20 protein-coding genes and 1 pseudogene are annotated in these 18,966 nt (G+C 48.5%); 8 read left to right on the forward strand and 13 right to left on the reverse strand.

From position 1 onward, the window contains the following. Nucleotides 1–11: 11 nt before the first annotated feature. On the forward strand, nt 12–1,742 hold the full coding sequence (locus tag HRU10_06630; GenBank protein ID NRA26908.1) for an ABC transporter ATP-binding protein: 1,731 nt from the start codon (nt 12–14) through the stop codon (nt 1,740–1,742). Nucleotides 1,743–1,821: 79 nt separating this feature from the next. On the opposite strand, the pseudogene HRU10_06635 reads toward HRU10_06630, so the two are convergent. After that, a pseudogene (locus HRU10_06635) lies at nt 1,822–2,241 on the reverse strand (hypothetical protein). A 337-nt stretch (nt 2,242–2,578) separates the two neighbouring features. Further along, the gene (locus tag HRU10_06640) at nt 2,579–2,908 is read right to left on the reverse strand and encodes an STAS domain-containing protein (protein ID NRA26909.1); all 330 of its coding nucleotides are present in this window, start codon (nt 2,906–2,908) and stop codon (nt 2,579–2,581) included. Between the two features lie 51 nt (nt 2,909–2,959). Here HRU10_06640 and HRU10_06645 point away from each other — a divergent pair, with 51 nt between their 5' ends. The 3 genes from HRU10_06645 to HRU10_06655 all read left to right on the forward strand — a co-directional run bounded on the left by HRU10_06645 (nt 2,960) and on the right by HRU10_06655 (nt 5,519). Continuing rightward, nucleotides 2,960–4,702 carry a SpoIIE family protein phosphatase gene (locus HRU10_06645; protein ID NRA26910.1) on the forward strand — a complete coding sequence of 581 codons (1,743 nt, stop codon included), beginning with the start codon at nt 2,960–2,962 and terminating at the stop codon, nt 4,700–4,702. Further along, on the forward strand, nt 4,681–5,070 hold the full coding sequence (locus tag HRU10_06650) for a response regulator (GenBank protein ID NRA26911.1): 390 nt from the start codon (nt 4,681–4,683) through the stop codon (nt 5,068–5,070). The genes HRU10_06645 and HRU10_06650 overlap by 22 nt, the downstream gene beginning before the upstream one ends. 62 nt (nt 5,071–5,132) lie before the next feature. Continuing rightward, nucleotides 5,133–5,519 (forward strand): Hpt domain-containing protein, encoded by a 387-nt coding sequence (locus tag HRU10_06655; GenBank protein NRA26912.1) that lies wholly within the window; start codon nt 5,133–5,135, stop codon nt 5,517–5,519. Nucleotides 5,520–5,571: 52 nt separating this feature from the next. Here the strand turns inward: HRU10_06655 and HRU10_06660 are convergent, their stop codons facing one another. The 3 genes from HRU10_06660 to HRU10_06670 all read right to left on the reverse strand — a co-directional run bounded on the left by HRU10_06660 (nt 5,572) and on the right by HRU10_06670 (nt 9,688). Then, nucleotides 5,572–7,872, reverse strand: a complete 2,301-nt coding sequence (locus HRU10_06660) for a polysaccharide biosynthesis tyrosine autokinase (protein ID NRA26913.1) — start codon at nt 7,870–7,872, stop codon at nt 5,572–5,574. A 15-nt stretch (nt 7,873–7,887) separates the two neighbouring features. Next, nucleotides 7,888–8,499: a polysaccharide biosynthesis/export family protein gene (locus HRU10_06665; protein ID NRA26914.1), complete on the reverse strand. Its 612-nt coding sequence runs from the start codon at nt 8,497–8,499 to the stop codon at nt 7,888–7,890. Nucleotides 8,500–8,575: 76 nt separating this feature from the next. After that, nucleotides 8,576–9,688, reverse strand: a complete 1,113-nt coding sequence (locus HRU10_06670) for an outer membrane beta-barrel protein (GenBank protein ID NRA26915.1) — start codon at nt 9,686–9,688, stop codon at nt 8,576–8,578. Between the two features lie 179 nt (nt 9,689–9,867). Between HRU10_06670 and HRU10_06675 the strand changes: the two genes are divergently transcribed. Continuing rightward, nucleotides 9,868–11,490 (forward strand): hypothetical protein, encoded by a 1,623-nt coding sequence (locus HRU10_06675; GenBank protein NRA26916.1) that lies wholly within the window; start codon nt 9,868–9,870, stop codon nt 11,488–11,490. Here the strand turns inward: HRU10_06675 and HRU10_06680 are convergent. Further along, nucleotides 11,487–12,767: an HlyC/CorC family transporter gene (locus HRU10_06680; protein ID NRA26917.1), complete on the reverse strand. Its 1,281-nt coding sequence runs from the start codon at nt 12,765–12,767 to the stop codon at nt 11,487–11,489. The genes HRU10_06675 and HRU10_06680 overlap by 4 nt on opposite strands. A gap of 25 nt (nt 12,768–12,792) precedes the next feature. After that, entirely contained in the window at nt 12,793–13,902 is a 1,110-nt protein-coding gene (locus HRU10_06685; GenBank protein NRA26918.1) for a histidinol-phosphate transaminase, read from the reverse strand. A 46-nt stretch (nt 13,903–13,948) separates the two neighbouring features. On the opposite strand from HRU10_06685, the gene HRU10_06690 reads away from it, so the two are divergent. Next, nucleotides 13,949–14,860 carry an SDR family oxidoreductase gene (locus HRU10_06690; protein ID NRA26919.1) on the forward strand — a complete coding sequence of 304 codons (912 nt, stop codon included), beginning with the start codon at nt 13,949–13,951 and terminating at the stop codon, nt 14,858–14,860. Beyond that, a complete protein-coding gene (locus tag HRU10_06695; protein ID NRA26920.1) occupies nt 14,844–15,533 on the forward strand; it encodes a hypothetical protein in 690 nt (229 codons plus the stop codon). The genes HRU10_06690 and HRU10_06695 overlap by 17 nt, the downstream gene beginning before the upstream one ends. A gap of 63 nt (nt 15,534–15,596) precedes the next feature. On the opposite strand, the gene HRU10_06700 is transcribed toward HRU10_06695, so the two are convergent. The 6 genes from HRU10_06700 to rpmB are packed head-to-tail and all read right to left on the reverse strand — an operon-like array spanning nt 15,597 to nt 17,663. Beyond that, the gene (locus HRU10_06700) at nt 15,597–15,845 is read right to left on the reverse strand and encodes a type B 50S ribosomal protein L31 (GenBank protein NRA26921.1); all 249 of its coding nucleotides are present in this window, start codon (nt 15,843–15,845) and stop codon (nt 15,597–15,599) included. 23 nt (nt 15,846–15,868) lie between these two features. After that, the gene (gene rpmJ / locus HRU10_06705; GenBank protein NRA26922.1) at nt 15,869–15,994 is read right to left on the reverse strand and encodes a 50S ribosomal protein L36; all 126 of its coding nucleotides are present in this window, start codon (nt 15,992–15,994) and stop codon (nt 15,869–15,871) included. A gap of 21 nt (nt 15,995–16,015) precedes the next feature. Continuing rightward, nucleotides 16,016–16,393 (reverse strand): 50S ribosomal protein L19, encoded by a 378-nt coding sequence (rplS, locus tag HRU10_06710; GenBank protein ID NRA26923.1) that lies wholly within the window; start codon nt 16,391–16,393, stop codon nt 16,016–16,018. Beyond that, nucleotides 16,390–17,091, reverse strand: a complete 702-nt coding sequence (gene trmD / locus HRU10_06715) for a tRNA (guanosine(37)-N1)-methyltransferase TrmD (protein ID NRA26924.1) — start codon at nt 17,089–17,091, stop codon at nt 16,390–16,392. The genes rplS and trmD overlap by 4 nt, the downstream gene beginning before the upstream one ends. A gap of 50 nt (nt 17,092–17,141) precedes the next feature. Continuing rightward, entirely contained in the window at nt 17,142–17,420 is a 279-nt protein-coding gene (rpsP, locus tag HRU10_06720; GenBank protein ID NRA26925.1) for a 30S ribosomal protein S16, read from the reverse strand. A gap of 12 nt (nt 17,421–17,432) precedes the next feature. After that, nucleotides 17,433–17,663, reverse strand: coding sequence for a 50S ribosomal protein L28 (gene rpmB, locus HRU10_06725; GenBank protein ID NRA26926.1), 231 nt, complete (start codon nt 17,661–17,663; stop codon nt 17,433–17,435). Between rpmB and HRU10_06730 the strand changes: the two genes are divergently transcribed. Further along, nucleotides 17,662–18,960, forward strand: coding sequence for a PDZ domain-containing protein (locus tag HRU10_06730; protein NRA26927.1), 1,299 nt, complete (start codon nt 17,662–17,664; stop codon nt 18,958–18,960). The two genes, rpmB and HRU10_06730, sit on opposite strands and share 2 nt — an antisense overlap. The last annotated feature ends 6 nt before the right edge of the window (nt 18,961–18,966 follow it).

The following is an 18,966-nucleotide window of genomic DNA, read 5'->3' on the forward strand; positions in this document are numbered from 1 at the left end:
CACACATTAGCATGCGACGCTTTTTTCCATATTTCAGACAACTAGCACCCTACAAACACATCTACATCCTGGGTGTAGTAGCTGGGATTATCCACGCCGTTGCGACAGGATTTGGACTGCCATTCATGGTGGAAAAGATTTTTCCGATCGTCTTCAGCGGCGGCACAACACTGAGGACTTGGGAACTTCTCGGCTATGCCGCAATTCTACCCGCGGTTTTCTTTATTCGTGGACTAAGCGGTTACGCAAATACCTTGGCGATTAACTACGTCGGGCTGCAATTCGTACGCTGGTTAAGAAACCATATGTTTGCCAAGATCCAGGCATTACATCTGGGCTTTTTCTCCAAGCGATCTACGGGTGAGATCCACGCTAGGCTCACCCAGGACACACAACTTCTCCAACAAGTAATCACCGAGAGTGCCAACGATTTAATCCGGCAACCTGTGGTTCTGATGGGCGCGTTCGGATTTCTCGTTTATCAGACCGTTAAGAACGACGACCTGCTGTTCATCCTCCTGGCTGCTTTGACCATCCCAATCTGTGTGCTTCCTATCCGTTTGATCGGAAAACGTATGATAAAAAAGGCCCGCATCCAGCAAGACAAAGCGGGTAACCTTTCCGAGCTCATCAATGAAAACCTCTCGGCAAGTCGAGAGATTCGAGCCTACGGACTCGAGGAGAAAGCAAACTCAGCGTTTCAGAGCCAAATGAAGAGCCTTGCCCAAGCCCAGTATCGAGTGCTCGCCAACTATCGATTGTTGTCCCCACTCATCGAATGGATCTCTACCCTGGGCATTGGCTTGGCGCTCTTTTTCGCAGCGCGCAATGGAACGACACTGGATCAGTTTACTGCCTTGGTGATGGCCCTCTACCTCTGCTACGACCCGGTCAAAAAACTCGGCGTGGTGCATAACAATATCAACCGCGGCACCGGCGCATTGGATCGAATAGAGGCCATTCTAAACGAGCCAATCACGGTCGAGAATACAAGTGATGCAAAGACTGACATCACGCTTTCCGGAAAAATTTCATTCCACGGGGTAAGTTTCGGATATGGCGATAAACTGATACTGGAAGAATTAAATCTGGACATTCCCGCTGGACAAACCGTGGCAATCGTGGGTCCGAGTGGAGCTGGAAAATCCTCCTTCGTCAGTATGGTGCCACGCTTTTTTGATCCAACCGACGGTGAAATCCGATTTGATGACCAGTCGGCTCAATCGATACATCTGCATACGCTTAGGCAGCATATAGCTCTGGTGAGCCAGGAGCCCATATTATTTCAGGATAGTCTGCGTGAGAACATACGCATGGGTCGTCCAGATGCAACGGATGATGAAGTTGAAGCTGCCGCTCGCGCGGCCCATATCCACGACTTTATTCTTTCACTGCCTCATGGTTACGACTCCAGCTCTGGTGAGCGTGGGAGCCTACTGAGTGGTGGACAGAAGCAGCGTATTGCATTGGCCAGGGCGTTTTTGAGGCAAGCCCCGGTTCTCATTCTGGACGAAGCGACTTCTGCTCTAGATTTGGACAGTGAATTAGCTATCCAGAAAGCCCTTAAGGAAATTAGCCAAAATCGAACTGTCCTTATTGTAGCTCACAGATTTAGCACCATTCGCGACGCCGACCGCATTCTATTATTTGATCAAGGCAGAATAGTCGCCGACGGATCTCCTGACTCTCTCATGGAGCATCCTCTTTTCAGGCGTTTACACGAAAATCAGTCATTTAACTGAAGGTCGCAGCCAATTTTTCTGCCGATGCTTCGCGACTAAACCACACCATCCGGTGCGGATTTACTGGGAGCGAACGACACTAAGCTGCGATGCTAATCTGGGAGCCGAGATCCTTTCCCGGATCTGCGACTCCAGCTCCGGCGGCGTATGCGGCCTGCACGGTCGCTGCGCCTCCACTGGTCAATGCAGCACGTTGCTCCTCAGCTATTTCTGCCTGTGCCTTCGCCATCATGGCACGCGCTTGGGCAGCTACGCGCAGATCTTGAGGACTTGGATCTGAAGGTGCCGTCGCAGCAGAGATAATCTGTTGCGCCTTTTGCAAAGTCTCTTAGGGCGTTGAACCCTCCGAAGTATCTATCTGAACAGACCCACCTACGGCATAGGCTTTGCCATCGGGTCCGACTTGATACTGAAGCTGCATGCCACCACGAGCCAGAGACCCAGCAGCAGCGAGATGCGCCATCTCATGAGACCGCACCTCGTTATCTCGCTGTTCCAAATCGCCCACTGCATCACCGCTACGAGCACCGCCGTTAGCCTTAGATATGAATTCGTTTAGACCGTTAAGACCACTAGCACGCTCTGATCCGAGACCCGTGTCAAATTCCTGCCCAGTCACATATCCAAAACGAGCCAAGCCCGGCTGAATCTGGAGTGGGTCTTGATAGTAGGGATTTCCGTCTGGATCTGCCTGCCGAGCATTAGTCTGAGAATCTAGGACTTGCTTTGCACCGTCGTTAGACTGGCTAGATTTGATACCATCCGCAGGTCCGCTTTGACCGTAAGGATTGGAGTAATCGTAGCTCGTATATGCTCCTGTGATTTGCACCAAAAAACTATTCAGAGATAATGTGGAAGACGCGTTGTAGACGGAGCAATTCTAGAATGGAGATCACATTGCTCTGACTCGTATGTAGCTCAATGGCCTCGTTTACTTCGGCGATTTTTTTCTGAACCGCCAGTAAAGCTCCTATGCCTGAGCTGTCGATAAATGCTACATCACCCATGAAGATCCTCACTCTTTCTATACTATTTTCCCATGCCTCTTCTAGCTGAGCCTGGAATACAGGCACGCGTGCCGCGTCAAACTTTGGGACTGAAAGGTGAACGTCGAGTAGCGTGCCATTGGCTCCTAGCTCAAAATCATATTCCTGGGTGGTACTCATGAGGTCATAAAATGTGTCGACAAGCCAACGCCCAAGTTAAAGTTTTCTGCTATGGCATTGTCGGTTTCTGAGTCTGTATCGCGCGGAAAACGTATGATCCTGCCTGCTACCCTGGAAGCCATAGACCCAGCTCGCGACGCTTTTGAAGATTTTTTAAATGATGCTGGCATTTCACACGAGGACTGCCACGCGTGGCTCTTGATATTCACCGAGGCGATTGTAAACGCAATCCGCCATGGTTCGAACCTAGATCCTGAGAAGATTGTTTCTATTAGTTGGAATCAGGAAGGCGATGTAGTCACGGTCGCGATCCAGGACTCGGGAAACGGACCGCCAGCCAACAGGCTAAATGAGCTCGAACTAGAAGATGACGGGAATCCAGAGTCCACCTCTGGCCGCGGTCTGTTCCTCATCCATCACTTTTGTGACCGCCTTGAACACTGGAATGGACCTCAAGGTTATCAACAGGTCCTCTACAAACGCCACCCGGGCATTCCAGCTCCGACAGATGGAAGTGACCAGGACGGTATCCTCGAACAAGCATTAGCCGAGATCTCCTTGTGCTATGAGAGCCTTGCAGCATTTTATCGCTTGGGCGATGCGCTCATTCACTCAAATACAATCGCTTCGTTTATCGAGAAGGCCTTGAAGGACTTGAAGCATGTTGTTCCAGCTGACGATTACATCCTTTCTTACTCAAGCGCACTGCAGCAGTCGATTCGGGATGAGTTAAACACCATCCCCGGAAGCCAGCTCTCCACTGATGAGAATGATCCGGAATGTGTCAGAGAGGCACTCAAAAAAGAGCTGGACATCATATGGGATGCAGAGGATCCAGAACGATTTCGTTTGGAGAATAATGATACGAGCTACCAGTCGGGATCGTGCATACCGATTCGGGCAGGAGATACCACGCTCGGCGCACTCACATGGCTAAGAACGGAATCTTATATGCCTTTTAATGCTGCTCAGATCAATACGCTTCGTACCTTCTCAGATTTGTTTGGAATAGCCATCGCCAACGCAAACCATGCCGTTGTGCGAAGCCGAGAAAACCAGGCACTCAAGGAGCTTGAGATCGCATCAACCATTCAAAATACTCTCCTCCCGACTCGGGTTCCAGATGACTATGATGCATCCAGATTGATTGTCCGGCGTGTAAGCGCACGCGAAGTGTCCGGTGATTACGCCGAAGCACTCTATTCACCGAATGGCTCCCTTCATCTCGTCATCGTTGATGTAATGGGAAAAGGAGTCTCGGCGGCATTCCTAGCGGTGATGATACGCACTGCAACTCGTATCCTCCTTGAGAATGATCTTAGTTTGACTGACCTCAGCCAAAAACTAAACAGAATCGTCTGCAGTCTGGTAGGAGAGATGACGCTATTCGCTACGGTCGCAGTCGCGAAAGTTGATGCTATCTCCGGTCGTATTGACGTAATCAATGCAGGTCACTCAAACGTCCTTTTATTTCCCAGAGATCAAGGCGAACCTTACGGAGTTTCTCCATCAGGCCCACCCATGGGCATCTTCGATGACTCGGTATATCCAGTGGAGTCTTTCAATCGCCTGGATATATCCAGCATCATCCTTGTTACTGATGGTCTATTTGAGTGGGAGACGAATGACGAGATCTGGGGCTGGGACGCATTCTACGATTTCACCCTTGAGCACATCGATGACGAGCCAGATGTATTCTGGACTCGAATACAAACACACATAAGCCAATATTCTTCGCCTCAATCACTTGCGGACGACCAAACCTGCATAATATGGAAGAACAAGAAAAATTGACGATTCTCGTTGCTGAAGACGATCCAGTCATGGCAAAGCTACTGGAGTTCAATCTAATGCGTGAATCGTACTCTGTTGTCATTTGTCGGGACGGCCGCGATGTTTTGACGAGGATCGAAAGTATCCGACCTGCTCTGATATTACTCGACTATGTTATGCCTGGAGCAACAGGAATGGATATTCTCAACGAACTCAGGATTAGAGAACATTTGACCAACATCCCAGTGCTCATGGTTACTGGTCAAGGGAGAGAGACCGTTAAAAATAGCCTCTTGAATGCCGGCGCACGTGCCGTTTTCACTAAACCCTTCAGCACGATAGAGTTGTTGCAAGAAATTCGTAATCAGCTGGCTACATCACCCACGTGATCTAAGCTATGTAAGCGTTTTGTTTTAATTATCGGATACATGTCCGACTACACCCTGTATCAATGATCGATACAGTGATGCTAGCCGATTCCAACATTCCATTTATTGACGATAGCCAACTCACGCCAATCGTTGGAGACGACCTCGATAGCGCCGGGCCGCTTCTTATTGAGTTAATTTCTCTCTTCGAAGAGGAAAATCATCCAAAACTCGCCGAAATCAGAGAAGCTTGTGGTAAGCGAGACCTCCCAGCGTTGGCGCGACACATACACTTTGTAGCAGGCAGCTCGGGTAATATGGGCTTACAACGCTTGTCCATGTTATGCCGTTCTATAGAGAAACGATGCCACCAAGGGGACCAAACACTTGATCTGGATGAAGTCTTTGCGAGTGTTCATTCGACATTTAGTAACTCGTTGGAGTCGTTTCACGCACGATTCACGGCGTAAAACGACAAGCCTCTTCATCCTCATTAATCAGCGAGAGAAGTATATTGTTGTCCTAGGCTTGTTCGTTCCTAGCTAAGATCTCACCGCGTTGGTCCTCATCTATTTTCACATAGTAGTCACTGTAAGCGCTATCGTAGTAGTGGGAATAGTAGTAAGAGGAAATATTCAGGCCTATATTATTAAGAATTGCGCCGAAAACAGGTGTATTGGAATCCAACAGTCGACGCACATTCATCTTGGCGCTGCGTCGCTTAACGGTATTAAATTTGATTACGTAGATCAGGCCATCCGCATGACCCAAGAGATTAAGAGTATCAGAGACAGCGGCCAGCGGCGGTGTATCGACGATTATTTTTGTATATTGCTTCCTAAGATCTGTAAATAACTCCTCTATGCGGGGACTGTTCAGGATCTGCGTCGGATTCTTCGCCTTGGCCCCAGCCGGCAATACGTCAAGATTCGGATAAAGCTCCTTTACGATACACTTATCTAGATCGTCACCTTGTTCGAAGTGCGTAACAATACCATGCGATACTTCCATTTCGAGAGACTTGGCAACATTGGGAAGCCGAAGGTCGCCGTCTAGAAGCAAGACTTTTTCACCGTGAGTGGCGTAAGTGAGCGCAAGATTGGTTGAGCAAAATGACTTCCCTTCACTGGGGACAGTCGACGTTGTGATAATTACCTGAGCATCTCGGCTATCTTCATTCAAGCGAAGTGTGGAGTGAATAGACCTAAACGCCTCTGTCACATGCCGGTCATGATTACCCGCTGCAGCCTGTGGCTTCTCTGATGCATCTAAGCGCTTGATCCGGGGAACAATACCAACCAGCGGCACGCCTACGACTGCCTCGATGTCAAAAGCAGTTTTCACTTTGTCATCTAGAAAAGCGAGTAGGAAAACCAAGCCCAAACCAGCGGCTCCACCTCCAACGAGGCCCAAAGCAATATTCAGCAAGGGCTTCGGCGACGATGGTGATACAGGGGGCCGCGCTCGATCGACGATGCGAGCATTTGGATTCTTGATATTAACCTGTGTGCTTTCCTGGGAATATCGGGCAACAAGATCCTGATAAAACAATTCTTGAACGCGAAGGTCCGACTCTAGTGACTCATACTCAACCTTGAGTTTAGATAACTCGATCAACTCAGTCTCTTGGGCTTGAAGGCGTTGTTGAGCCGACTCGTAATTATTCTGGGTCTGCTCGTATGCCGAAAATGCCTCTCTCACGGCCGTCTCCAAAGCTCGATCGAGCTCAACTTCGGACTCTCTCAAAGCCTCGCGAGCCGCAATCATCTTTGGGTTTTTGTCCCGATAACGCTTCGCAAGAGTGGAAATCTCGATTTTGTTAGCGGACACTATACTGAGCAACTCAGCGACGCGTTGATTTTGAGCGATAAACGTAACCTCCCAAAGATCTTGGCTTTCTTTTTGATACTCCTGGATCTGTTCCCAGAGAGTGAGGGCTCTATCATAATCACTTTTTGCTGAAACCACCAAGTCGTTGATGCGGACAAGTTCCTGGATCGCGATATTCTCTTCGCTGTCCAAGGAAACTGAATTGTAACGCTCGCGAAAGTCAGCTAACTCACGACGAAGTCGTTCTACCTCCGAGCGCTGTTGTGCCGCTTTGACTTTGAGGTCCTCAACAGCTTTCATAGACGTGTCGATACTGCGTGACAAATTATAGCTTATAAATTCTTCCGCAAATAAGTTCGCGACGCGTGCCGCCATATCCTGATCTGGGTGTCGATAACTAATTCCCACCATCAAGCTCAGTCTGAACGGGGTTACTTCTCTGTTATCTCCGAGAACTGACAAGGGAGTCACCGGCCCAGACATGAAGCTATTTTGGTAAGGCCCAAGAAATCGCTGGCGTTCATCTGGCGTCATCCGTTGTTCTACCTTTTCGATGATTGCGATACTCTCAAGGAGACCCACTTGAGTATTCAGGTCTTCCGCGCTACGGATCTCGTTGATATCTAAATCAATAGCCTGATTCCCTAAGGCGTTTGGATCATCCCTCAAGATCTCAACCGTCGCTATCGACTCATAAATCGGGGTAGCATTATAGGTATAGAGAATTGAAGAGGAGAGGACCAGAGCGAAGGTAACGATAAAATACCATATCCGCTCGCGGAACATTACCAAATAATCCTTGATCGATCGATGGGGAGTCTTTTCTCCCGCGCCATAGCCACCATAACCATAGCCAGGGCCTTGGGCACCATATTGAGCATATCCGTAACCATATCCATATCCGTAACCGCTTTGATCACGACTCGACCTGTTTGAACCACCCTGTTCGGGGGGTCGATTAGGCTGGGGATACTGAGGAGGAATGTTTGTCATAGAGGATGTTAAAAATTAAAATACACGTTCGGGGACGAAGAGAGTATCTCCGTCTTCAAGAGGAAAGTCTCTTGATTGGGGGTCAGAGAGAATGCGTTCCATATTAAGCTCACGAGAAATAACTTCGCCATTGTTCAGTGTCCGCTTGAGCTGAATCTTTTTCATATTGGCCAATCGCGTTGGACCCCCAGCGCCGGCCACTGCATCCGTCAAAAAAAGAGGCCTATCGGGCGGGATCAATACAAAGCCAGGGCCATTCACTTGTCCAAGAACATTAACTTTTCGTTCTGCGAACTCAAGAACCTGAAGATTTATTTGTGGGTTTACCAGATAGTCAGCGTCATAGAGTTTGAAAAGTAGCTCCTGAGCATCTAATAATGTCCTTCCAAAAAGGCTTACGTCACCAATGAGCGGTAACCTTACGCTACCGTCGGCTTCTACTCTGACTTCCGAGTCCATATCGGGCTCTTGGAAGACACGAAACAACAGTAAGTCATAAGGCTGGATAACATAATTAACAGAGCTACCCCCACCTGATCCCTGGTCCCTTGATTCTCCAATTCTTTGGCCCCACAGACCAGACGATGTAAAAAGAGTTACGACGAATAAAGTGAAAGAAATCTTCATAAACAAAAAGAGATTGCTGCGGTGCACAGCAATCTCAAGACATTAACGGAAGGACCTAGTTTCAGACCGCGACAAATCAGTAGCGCAAAGTGGCAGTGAACTCCACAACGGTCTTATCAAAGTCCCGATCTTCATTAGAATCCATATTGGCGTAGTAAATAATAGCACCCAAAGCTAAGTATCCATTTGGAGTGTATTGTCCTGAGACTCCGAGAGTGATAGTCTCATCCTCACGATTAGATGCCTTAAAATCATCATAAAGCAGACCCAAATTCCCAGAAATTGACCAGAACTCATTATAGGAATAGTTCAGTTGAAAATTTGCGCTAGTCGACTCGATAGGATTTCCATCAGAGACACTTTCGAAGTCGCGATTGGCAGAGAATACCAAGCCTAACTTGGGTGAGAATGCATACTCGAGAGCAGCTGCGAGCGTAAGCGTATCTGTGTCATCAAGACTCCCAGTCTGGAAACTACGTTCTTGGTAACCGACGTCTACAGATCCGACAAGTTTGGGTAACAATTCTCCTTCCACACCCACCGTAAATTGGATGTCTTCCGGATCATTTCCAATTACTGTTCCCAGGTTGTCTATGTCAGCATTGCGATAACGAAATCCAGCCGTGATATCGAGTTTGGGGGAGTAGGCGTAGAAGAATTTGAGCGGAAGTGTTACAGTTTCGCGATCAGGCAGTTGGTCATCGAAAACCCCAACATAGTCTAAATTAGTGAACTGGGCGCCGATGCGCACGCCGACCTTTTGGGTAAAATCATATCGAAAATAGCCGCTAACATCAAAAGTTTCACTCTCAAGCAGCCCATCTAAGTCGATTCGCTGTGTCGTTGTTTGGTCCTCCACGAAACTGAGTGCACCCCCAAATGAGTAGACCACATCTTCATAACTGCCATTGGCGAAAACACCCAAATTCTCAGCGTTATAAATCTCGTTATCAGAATAACGCAAATTCGTAGACTGAACGATTAAAGATCCATCTGCCTGCGACTCACCGCGAACAAGATCAAGCTCAAGGCCGGGACGAACTGTAAAAATAACGTCATCCCGCTCGTTGGCAGCGGCAGCGGTAACGTTAGAGTCGGCCTTGACCCCTGTTTGCAAATTGAAGAAAACGTCGGCGTTATCACCTAATGAAAAAAGCGGGGCGGCATTTGATACCGACACAGCAAGCATAAAAGGTAGCACGCAGTAAATTTTGTTTCTTATATCAGTTAGTCGTGTTTTAGCTCGCGATGGTTGAGATCACTGGTATTGCAATTGCAAGTCCAATTCTGGTTCAATCCTCATTATCCTTATCGTTCAGCAAGAAATGCGCCCTCAATACCCCAACCTCATACCCGACTTATTATCGCATGGCCAACCATTATAAGCCGAAGCGCGAGCTGCTATTCGGTCTCATCTATTTAAAACGCAAACCGGACCGTAAATGGTCTGTAAACTTTCGCTGGGGCCGGATTGCAGCAGCTTTTGGAATCCTAGCTCTAGCAGGCTGGCTAAGCTGCGGTGCGTTCCTCTATTTCTTCTTCAAAATCAAACGTGACTTCGAAGACGTTAGCTTCGCAAAAATGCTGATCCTTCCTCTGCGCTACGAGGAGCACAAGCGCGAGATGGGAAACTACCACATAGAGCAAGCCAAGAAGCTGATGGAAGAAAAGGAATGGCAGGAAGCTCATAATTTTCTCAGAGCTGGTGTTATGAGGTCTCCCGCAAACATCGAGGGGCGGCTCTTACTTGCTGAATTTTACGTTATGGGCTTCAAACAGCCCAATCTCGGTATCGAGATCTTAAAACGCGGGATGCCCTACGTCCCCGATGACAATCTAGACTATATTCGGACACTTGTAGGCCTGATGCTCGGACAAGAGCAGGATCTCGAGATGATTGATTTTGCTGAATCCGAACTTGAGAATCGTGATCCGCAAAATGACTTTAGCCGAATTATCGGATTAGCGGCAGCACGATCTGCGTTTTTCCGAGGGAAATATGATACGGCACACGAATACATTGATCGATACAGCTTAGACAAAGACCCCAGTGGACTTTCGCTCAAAGCGAAGATCCTGGCGGCACAGGATCAAATTGAAACCGCAGTTGCCCTGTTAGAGTCTAGCATCTCTCAATTTGAGCAAAAAGATCAGTTGTTCATTGAGCTCATTAAACTCTACCGTGAACAGGAAGAATTTGATAAGGCGCGCCGGTATGCCCTCCTGCGCAACCTCAACAACCCGCTCAATCCGGGCCCCAGAGTCGAACTTCTCTACGCATACGATTACTCACAAAGACGAGACCGCCTAGAATCTGAGATAGAGAAGTTTATCGAGCAATTTGGCTCAGAACCTAACGCACTCGCTCTACTAGGACAATTCGGTGTCGATACGGGAAACGCAGCTTTAAATCGACGCCTCTACAACAGAGCTATCAATCAAGGCTTTGATCCGTCCTTATTCTCGTTTTTCCTCATAGAATCTGAAGTTGTCGCCGAAAACTACGCTTTAGCACTTGAATTAATTGAAGATATTTCTGCTGAAAACCCTGAATGGCTCGAGGAACGGACGATCATCTTCAGCTCATTGCGTGCCGTTGCCTACTTTGGCGCGGGACGTGACGCGAATGGCTCTGTATACCTTCAGGACGTCCTGCAGAATCCTGACATACGAGTAGAAACGCTAATCGCGCTCTCGACACGCCTGGAACGGCTCGACCGTCCAGATAAAGCGCGTGCTGTTCTTCAAGCCGCCTTCGATGCAGACTCTAGTAATCAGGCTGCCCTAACAAATCTAATTCGTCTCGATATCGAACTTGGACAAATCGATGATCTAACTCAAAAAGTAGAGACGCTTTTGGAAATGCGGCGTCCAACAAAAGCGCTAATACAGTCAATTTATAACAAACTCGGTAGCGATAAATTTCTGTTCGCTCAAAATCGTCGGGCAATTCTTAATGAGCTCGATCAAATCCTGAGACAATCGAGTTAAGAATCGTCGACTTCCTTGTGACTGGCATCGACAAGGATGACCTCACCATAGAGCACGCGGGTCCCATCAACCTCAGTGACGATAATCTCCATGCCGGGATATGACATCTTATATCCTGCCTCTGGAATCTTTCCCACCTCCTGGGTAATGAGACCGCCAAAAGTCGAAACATCCTCGTTTTCGATCTCGACACCAAACTCCTCTTCCAAGTCATGGATTGGAGTCAGTCCAGATACGCGAAATAGCTTTTCGCCTAATTGAGTGACTAACTTTTCTTCGACGTCGAACTCGTCTTGGATGTCACCTACGAGCTCTTCTAATATCCGCTCAAGCGTAATTACCCCACGAACTCCTCCAAAATCATCAGAAACTAAAGCCATATGGGCCCGGTGCTTTAGTATTCTTTGAAGAGCATCTTCAATACGAGTACCCTGGTGAACAGTTATGATATTGCGCTTAATCCGATCGAAATTGATTCGGAGCGGATCCCCTCGAAAGCGGAAAATATCCTTGATGTGAATGATGCCGAGACACTTGTCGAGGTCGCCATCACATAGAGGGAAACGGGTATGTCCTGTCTCACGCGCCAGTTTCAGATTTTCTTCATTCGACGCATTGATATCGAAGATCTTCACCTGACTCCGCGGTAAGTTCACATCATAAACTTCTAGATCGCTTAACGCTACGGCGTTAGAAATAATTTTCCCCACGACCTCGGAAACCGAATCGCTATCGTGCGAAATACTGGCGAGGATGAGACTCGTATCGAGAGATTCGGTTTGCTCCTTGCTTTCTACAGTAAGCTTTGATTCCAACCAGCTGTGCACCCGAGATTGAGGTACCCGGATCGGCATGAGAAGGTAATGAACAATCAAACTGACGGGCCAAAAACGTTTTGCCGTAACAATGGGTGCTCGACGCGCTTGAAGGCGCGCCCATGGAATGCCCAGAAGCTCTAGTACGACGAAGCCAGAAATAGACGCGAACCCGATCACCCAAGTGATCGGAATGCCTTTAGTTAGCTCCTCCCCTTGGCTGATTGACAGAAAGACAACCACAATCACCCCCAACAACGCATAGGCTGCATGTCGGGCAAATGCCGCAGTATCAATCACACCTGCAATCCGGTTAGAGTCACTTCTTAAAAGTGCCTCGAGTTCCCCTCTTAGCTCTAGGTCTCGACGAATTCCCACGATACTCGTCTCGAACCCACATAGACATGCGTTCAAAATGAGAATGCCAAGCAGAAGGAAAAGAAAGATCAGAAGCTCAATCATTTGAGCACCCAATGATTACAAATAGTCATTTTGTGGTTTTCTGGAGAATGCTTTTCATTTTTGCAAGCAACCGCTCGTTCTCTTCATGAGAACCCACCGTAATTCGCAGATGATTCTTCAAACCATAGGGAGCCAATGGCCTCACAATCACACCCTCTTTCTGTAAAGCGACAAACTTCCCTTGTGGATCCTGAACTTCACACAACACAAAATTCGAAGCCGCAGGATATATTTTGAGACCGAGGCGTTTGAGCCCTTCAGTCAATTGCTGGATACCCGAACGAGCACCTGCCCGCGATCTCAATACGAAGTCCTCATCATCCAATGCTGCCTCTCCAGCCGCCAACGCCAGCATGTTTACATTGAAAGGTTCACGAATCCGGTTCAAAAGCGCGATCAAATCAGGATCCCCATAACCATAGCCCAATCGCAGTCCACCAAGACCATAAATCTTTGAAAATGTCCGGGTGCATAGAATCTTTCGACCTGATTTTATATAAGGCAGCAAGTCAACTGGGGCATCGAGATACTCGGCATAAGCCTCGTCATACACGAGCAACACATGGTCAGGTAACGCCTCTACGAAACGATAGACATCGCCTGGATCGTCGGGCAATCCCGTCGGGTTATTCGGAGAAGCGATAAAGACAATGCGCGTCTTCTCAGAAATCGCGGCGAGCAGCGCATCAAAATCATGAGCATAACCATGCATAGATACTGAGGTCACCGCAGCCCCGTGAAGCAACGTCACAAGGCGATAAACAATGAAGCCATACTCTCCAAAAACCGCCTCATTCGTATTGTTAAGAAAAGCTCGAGCCACGAGTTCGAGCACTTCGTTTGAACCATTCCCCAAAATAACTTGGTCGGGGCTCACTCCGCGCTTCTTGGCGATCGCTTCTTTGAGAAATGTCCCATTACCATCAGGATATAGATGAACCTTTTCTAGGGCATCCTGCATCGCACGAACCGCCATAGGCGAGGGCCCGAGAAAATTTTCATTCGAGGCCAATTTGGCGACGTGAGAGGGGTCAAGACCAAACTCAGCGGCCACGCGCTCAATCGGCTTACCTCCCTCATAGACAGGCTGTGTTAAAATTTGCGGATTTACCCAATCGCGGAATGTCGCTGACATATATCCTCTTAATAGGGTCACCTTCTATCGCCCCTTCAAATTTAATATGAAAATTCTTGTCACCGGAGCATCTGGATTGCTCGGCTTCAATATCATTCAAGCCTGCTTACGCCGTAATCATACTCCAATTGCTCTCACCCACACTCATGCTCTGGATGCGTCCCTATCGATGGATCAATTCTCGCTAGATTTGTCAGAGTTTACCACACTCGAACGTCTTGCTTTAGATCACTGGCCCGATGCCATCGTCCACACGGCGGCGATTTCCGAGCCAGACATAGTGGATAAGAACCCCCAATTCGCCGAACACCTAAATGTTGCTTTACCACGGCGATTGGCGCAGATAGCTCATCATATAGGCGCACTTTTTATCCATATCTCTTCTGACATGGTATTTAGCGGCAAACAAACCGAACCGCACCGAACCACAGACTTACCCGAACCCACAACGCTCTATGGCCAGCAAAAGCTTCAAGCCGAGCGCGAGGTATTAGAGCACTGCACAGATCGACCCATAGTGTTACGAATCCCGATCTTGAACGGCAATGGATGGACCGGAATACGGTCGGTGCATGAAAAACTCTTTGCATCCTGGAGCAGAGGCAAACGCCCGACTCTTTACACAAATGAGAGACGGCAACCGACCTCTGCTAGCGACACCGCAGAAGCCATCATTGAACTGTGCGAACGGGGAAACTTAACCGGCATCTTTCACTGGGCTGGACTACACACGGTTACACGAGCACAAATGGGTCAAGCGATCCTGAAGCATTTTAACTTACCCGTGGAACTCATCGACACGGTCGAATGCACGGAATCCGAACGCCCACTCAATTTGTTGCTTAATTTACACCCCATCGCGGGGAAGCTAAAGACGACTCCCTTGAGCCTCGACCAACAAATCGAGCAGCTCACCGTCCCCAAGCCAGCCTACGCATGGTATGAGTCTCAGTTCTAAGGTTCAAATCGTCGATTCAGTTCCAGCAAATGCCGCTGGTAACATGGCGTGGGATTTAGCTCTCTTGGCACAATCGTCACTTGTTTCGACTGCAAGTTTACGGGCTTACACTTGGGAGAACCCAGAGGCGGTGACAATCGGCAAATACCAACCCACTGCCCTCATTTCCTCCACAACTCGGGACTGGGCAAGACGCCCAACCGGTGGCGGTTTGGTAGACCACACGGACGACTCACTGACCTGGAGCCTCATCATCCCAAATTCCTTAATACCCATAACGGGTCCAGGTGTAAAATGGGTCTATGCAATACTCCAAGATGCGATGCGACAGACCATCGAAACATCCCTTAGATTCAAGACAGATCAAGTAAAGACATCGCCATCTAGTAGGCCAGAAATCTGTTTCAGAGAACCGCGCGTCGAGGACCTTATCAACGAGAGAAGGCAAAAAATCTCCGGCATGGCCCTCTACCGCAACCGTTCAGGCATCCTTGTTCAAGGCAGCTTGCAACATCTTCCATACAGAATGGATACAGATGCATTTCTGAGAAAATTCGCACAACAGATCTTCAAAACAAAATCGCTACGCTCACCCGTGATCACAACACTCATTTGTAATGATGCTTATCAATCCGAACTCCAAAAAGTACTTTTGGCGGCTCAGATAGAGTAGATATTAAAAAAAACGCCTCCCAAAACGGAAGGCGGTTTCTAAATCTCGTTGTTCTTCTACGAACTAGCGGCGGCGGCGGCCAAACTTGTTCTTGAATTTCTCAACACGGCCTGCGGTGTCTACGAAGCGCTTTTCACCAGTGAAGACAGGGTGTGAGTCCGACGTAATATCGCACACAAATACGTTATACTCCACGCCATCAATGTTCTCTGTCTTTTTAGACTTTTGAGAAGAGATAGTGAGAAATTTCTGTCCGCTCGATACGTCAACAAACGCAGCGGGAAATGCTTCTGGATGGGTATCAGTTTTCATGGATGATCCGAGCTCTTTCGCAATTATCCCTGACGCGCTTTGAAGCGTGGGTTGGTTTTATTGATCACGTATAGGCGACCCTTGCGGCGGACGACCTGGCAGTCAGGGTGACGGTTTTTCAGAGTTTTGATGGATGAAGCTACTTTCACGGCAGTCTATGTTATTAAAGGTTATACGTTAGTGCGACGCTTGGCCTCATAAACCCGGCGTTCTTTCACCTGGTTGGCAGCTTTGCCGATGCGGTCACGCATGTAATACATCCGAGCACGCATGGTGATCGACTCGCGGTCTACCTCGACTTTGGCAATATTCGGGCAGTGCACAGGAAATACACGCTCAACTCCTACACCCGAGGCGATACGACGGACGGTGAAAGATTCGTGGATGCCGCTACCTTTACGCGCTATCACGATGCCAGCGAAGATCTGAATACGCTCTTTATCGCCCTCGCGAACACGCGTGTGCACCTTGACGCCGTCGCCCACTTTGAAGTGGTCGCGCTCTGGGAGGAGCTGATCCTTAGAAATTTCGTCGATGATGGAACTCATGGTAAATTCTGTTCGTTGCTAAGATCGGGACGCAGTTTCCGGGTTTTTGACTCCCGTTGCTGCTGCCGCCATTCTGCGATCACTGCGTGATTTCCACTGAGTAACACCTCAGGGACTGTCATACCGCGAAAGCTTGCAGGCCTGGTAAATTGAGGAAAAGAAAGGAGATTGCCGTTGAAGGCATCTTGTGTCAAGGAGTTTTCCTCTCCCAAAACACCAGGTATATAGCGGGTTACGGCATCGATCAAAACAGCCGCCGGCAAGGTTCCGTTGGTCAAAATATAATCCCCGATTGAAATCTCCTCATCGATGAGCGCATCTCTTACCCGTTGATCGATGCCTTCGTAATGACCGCTGAGGATAATTAAATGTCGCTTCTCTGAGGCGAGCGCCTTCACCCGAGGCATGTCGAGCACAGGGCCGTCCGGTGACATATATATGGCGTGCGTGTCTTTGCGACGCAAAGCGTCGAAAGCCTCAAAAATGGGTTCTGGCTTGAGCACCATCCCTGCACCTCCTCCAAAGGGACGCTCATCTGTCGTTTTGTGTCGATCGTGAGTCCAATTGCGCAGGTTATGCACCTCGCAGCGAACCAACCCTTTCGTTACGGCACGCCCGACAATACTTTCAACAAGAAAACCCTGCACCATTTCTGGAAACAGGGTTATCAAATCAATCTCGAGATGCGGTTGCTGCATCGGCTCAAATCCCGACACACTGTCAGGTGCATCCCAAAAATACTCGGGGCTTATACCTCAGCAGTAGGCGCTTCAGCAGGAAGCTCACGCCGGTAACGATTGATCAGCGTGCGTGCTGTATCAGTCGGCTTCGCTCCTACACTTACCCAATAGTCAATGCGATCGAGCTTGAGGTTAAGCTCGGTCTCAGTGGGTTTGGCCTGTGGGTTGTATTGACCAAGAATTTCCACGAAACGTCCATCACGACGAGCGAGCGCCTCGGCGACTACTACACGATAACGAGGACGGTGCGCGTTTCCTCCGCGCTGAAGTCTGATTTTAAGTGCCATAATAAATTCTCACTAAGCTTTTTGGACTTTTCCTGCCTTGATCGCTTTTACAGATACCCACATACGCTTCACCTGACCGCTGGGGAGCTTCACTCGAATGCGCTGCAGATTGGGGCGGAATGTGCGCTTGTTATTCTTAACAAGCTGAAGACCGATACCACCGCTTTTCTTGGATTGACCTTTGCGAACGATGCGGCCGCCCACTTTGGGTCGCTTTCCTGTAATTGCGCAGATTCTAGACATGACAAATGTGTTTTGGGAAAAAGCTGAACAACAAGATGTTTTCGAGGGATGCTGGCAATCCAAAAATCAACACATCTGGTTTTTTAGCCATTTATCGATCCAAACAGCATTCAAAAACCTCATCCTCTTCGCAAAGCTTACGACTTTTGGGCCTGCAGTTTGCATGTGTGGAGTGGATCAGTTTTATTTTTCTAAGGTTTCATCTGAAATGAAGGCCACCCTTTCCATCGCCCTATTCTCATTTTTATTCGGATTCGTCTTTTCACCGACCCTAGACTCCAGACTTTTTGGTGGTGATATCGCCCAGGCTAGATCCGAAACCAAAATAGCTCAGTCACGCGGAGAGGATCGCTATCGACAGTTTTTCGACGCGGACAGCTTTCGCGGGGTACAGGAAGAGATTTCTCAGACCTATCGAGGAATCGGTGTGCGCATTTCCCAAAACGATTCCGGCGAAATCGAAATCCTCGAAGTATTCCCAAGATCCCCAGCAGAAAATGCACAACTCAAGACTACAGACATCATTACCTCCGTCAATGAGAGGTCCACAGTAGGGATGTCTCTCTCCGAAGTGGTCGACGAAATCCGTGGCGTGCCCGGCACCAGCCTAACTCTTGAGCTGAAATCAAAAGATCAGTCCCCGGTGAAAAAAGAAATACTCCGCGAGCAAGTTATTGTCCGCACAGTCTCTCCACTCTTAACATTAGATGACAGTATCCATTATCTAAGAATAAGGGAGTTCGGTAACTGGACGGACGATGAATTTGCCGCCGAACTCATCAACTTGAACGAGCCCTATTCCCTTATTGTCGATTTAAGAGGCAACACTGGGGGCATTCTGGATTCCGCATTCGACATTCTCGACATGTTGACCCCTGCAAATGTTGAGGTGCTCTACGTAAAAAACCAACGGTCTGGTCGAACCGATATCCGTAAAACTAGCCAAGCTGCATCGCTAGACCCAAAGAGGGTGATTATTTTAACCGATCGCCTCACCGCGAGTGCTTCAGAGATTCTTGCTGGCAATCTCAGGATCTTAAATGATGCCATCCTCGTCGGCGATCAGACCTATGGAAAAGGCTCTGTGCAGAGTATTTTCGCATTGGATAACGGCGGAGGGGCAAAAATGACAACTGCTTACTTTTATTTAGCTGACTACAGTAAAGTTGACGGTAACGGACTGAAGCCGGACTACACGGTCTCCACGCGCGGCCTTGGAAATCGCAGTATCAGTCCAGAAATGCTCACAACAGATGATGCTGTCCTCAAGGCCCTCGAGTTACTAAGCATCAATTAGTTCTTA

Source organism: Opitutales bacterium (assembly GCA_013215165.1).
Lineage (GTDB): Bacteria > Verrucomicrobiota > Verrucomicrobiia > Opitutales > JABSRG01 > JABSRG01.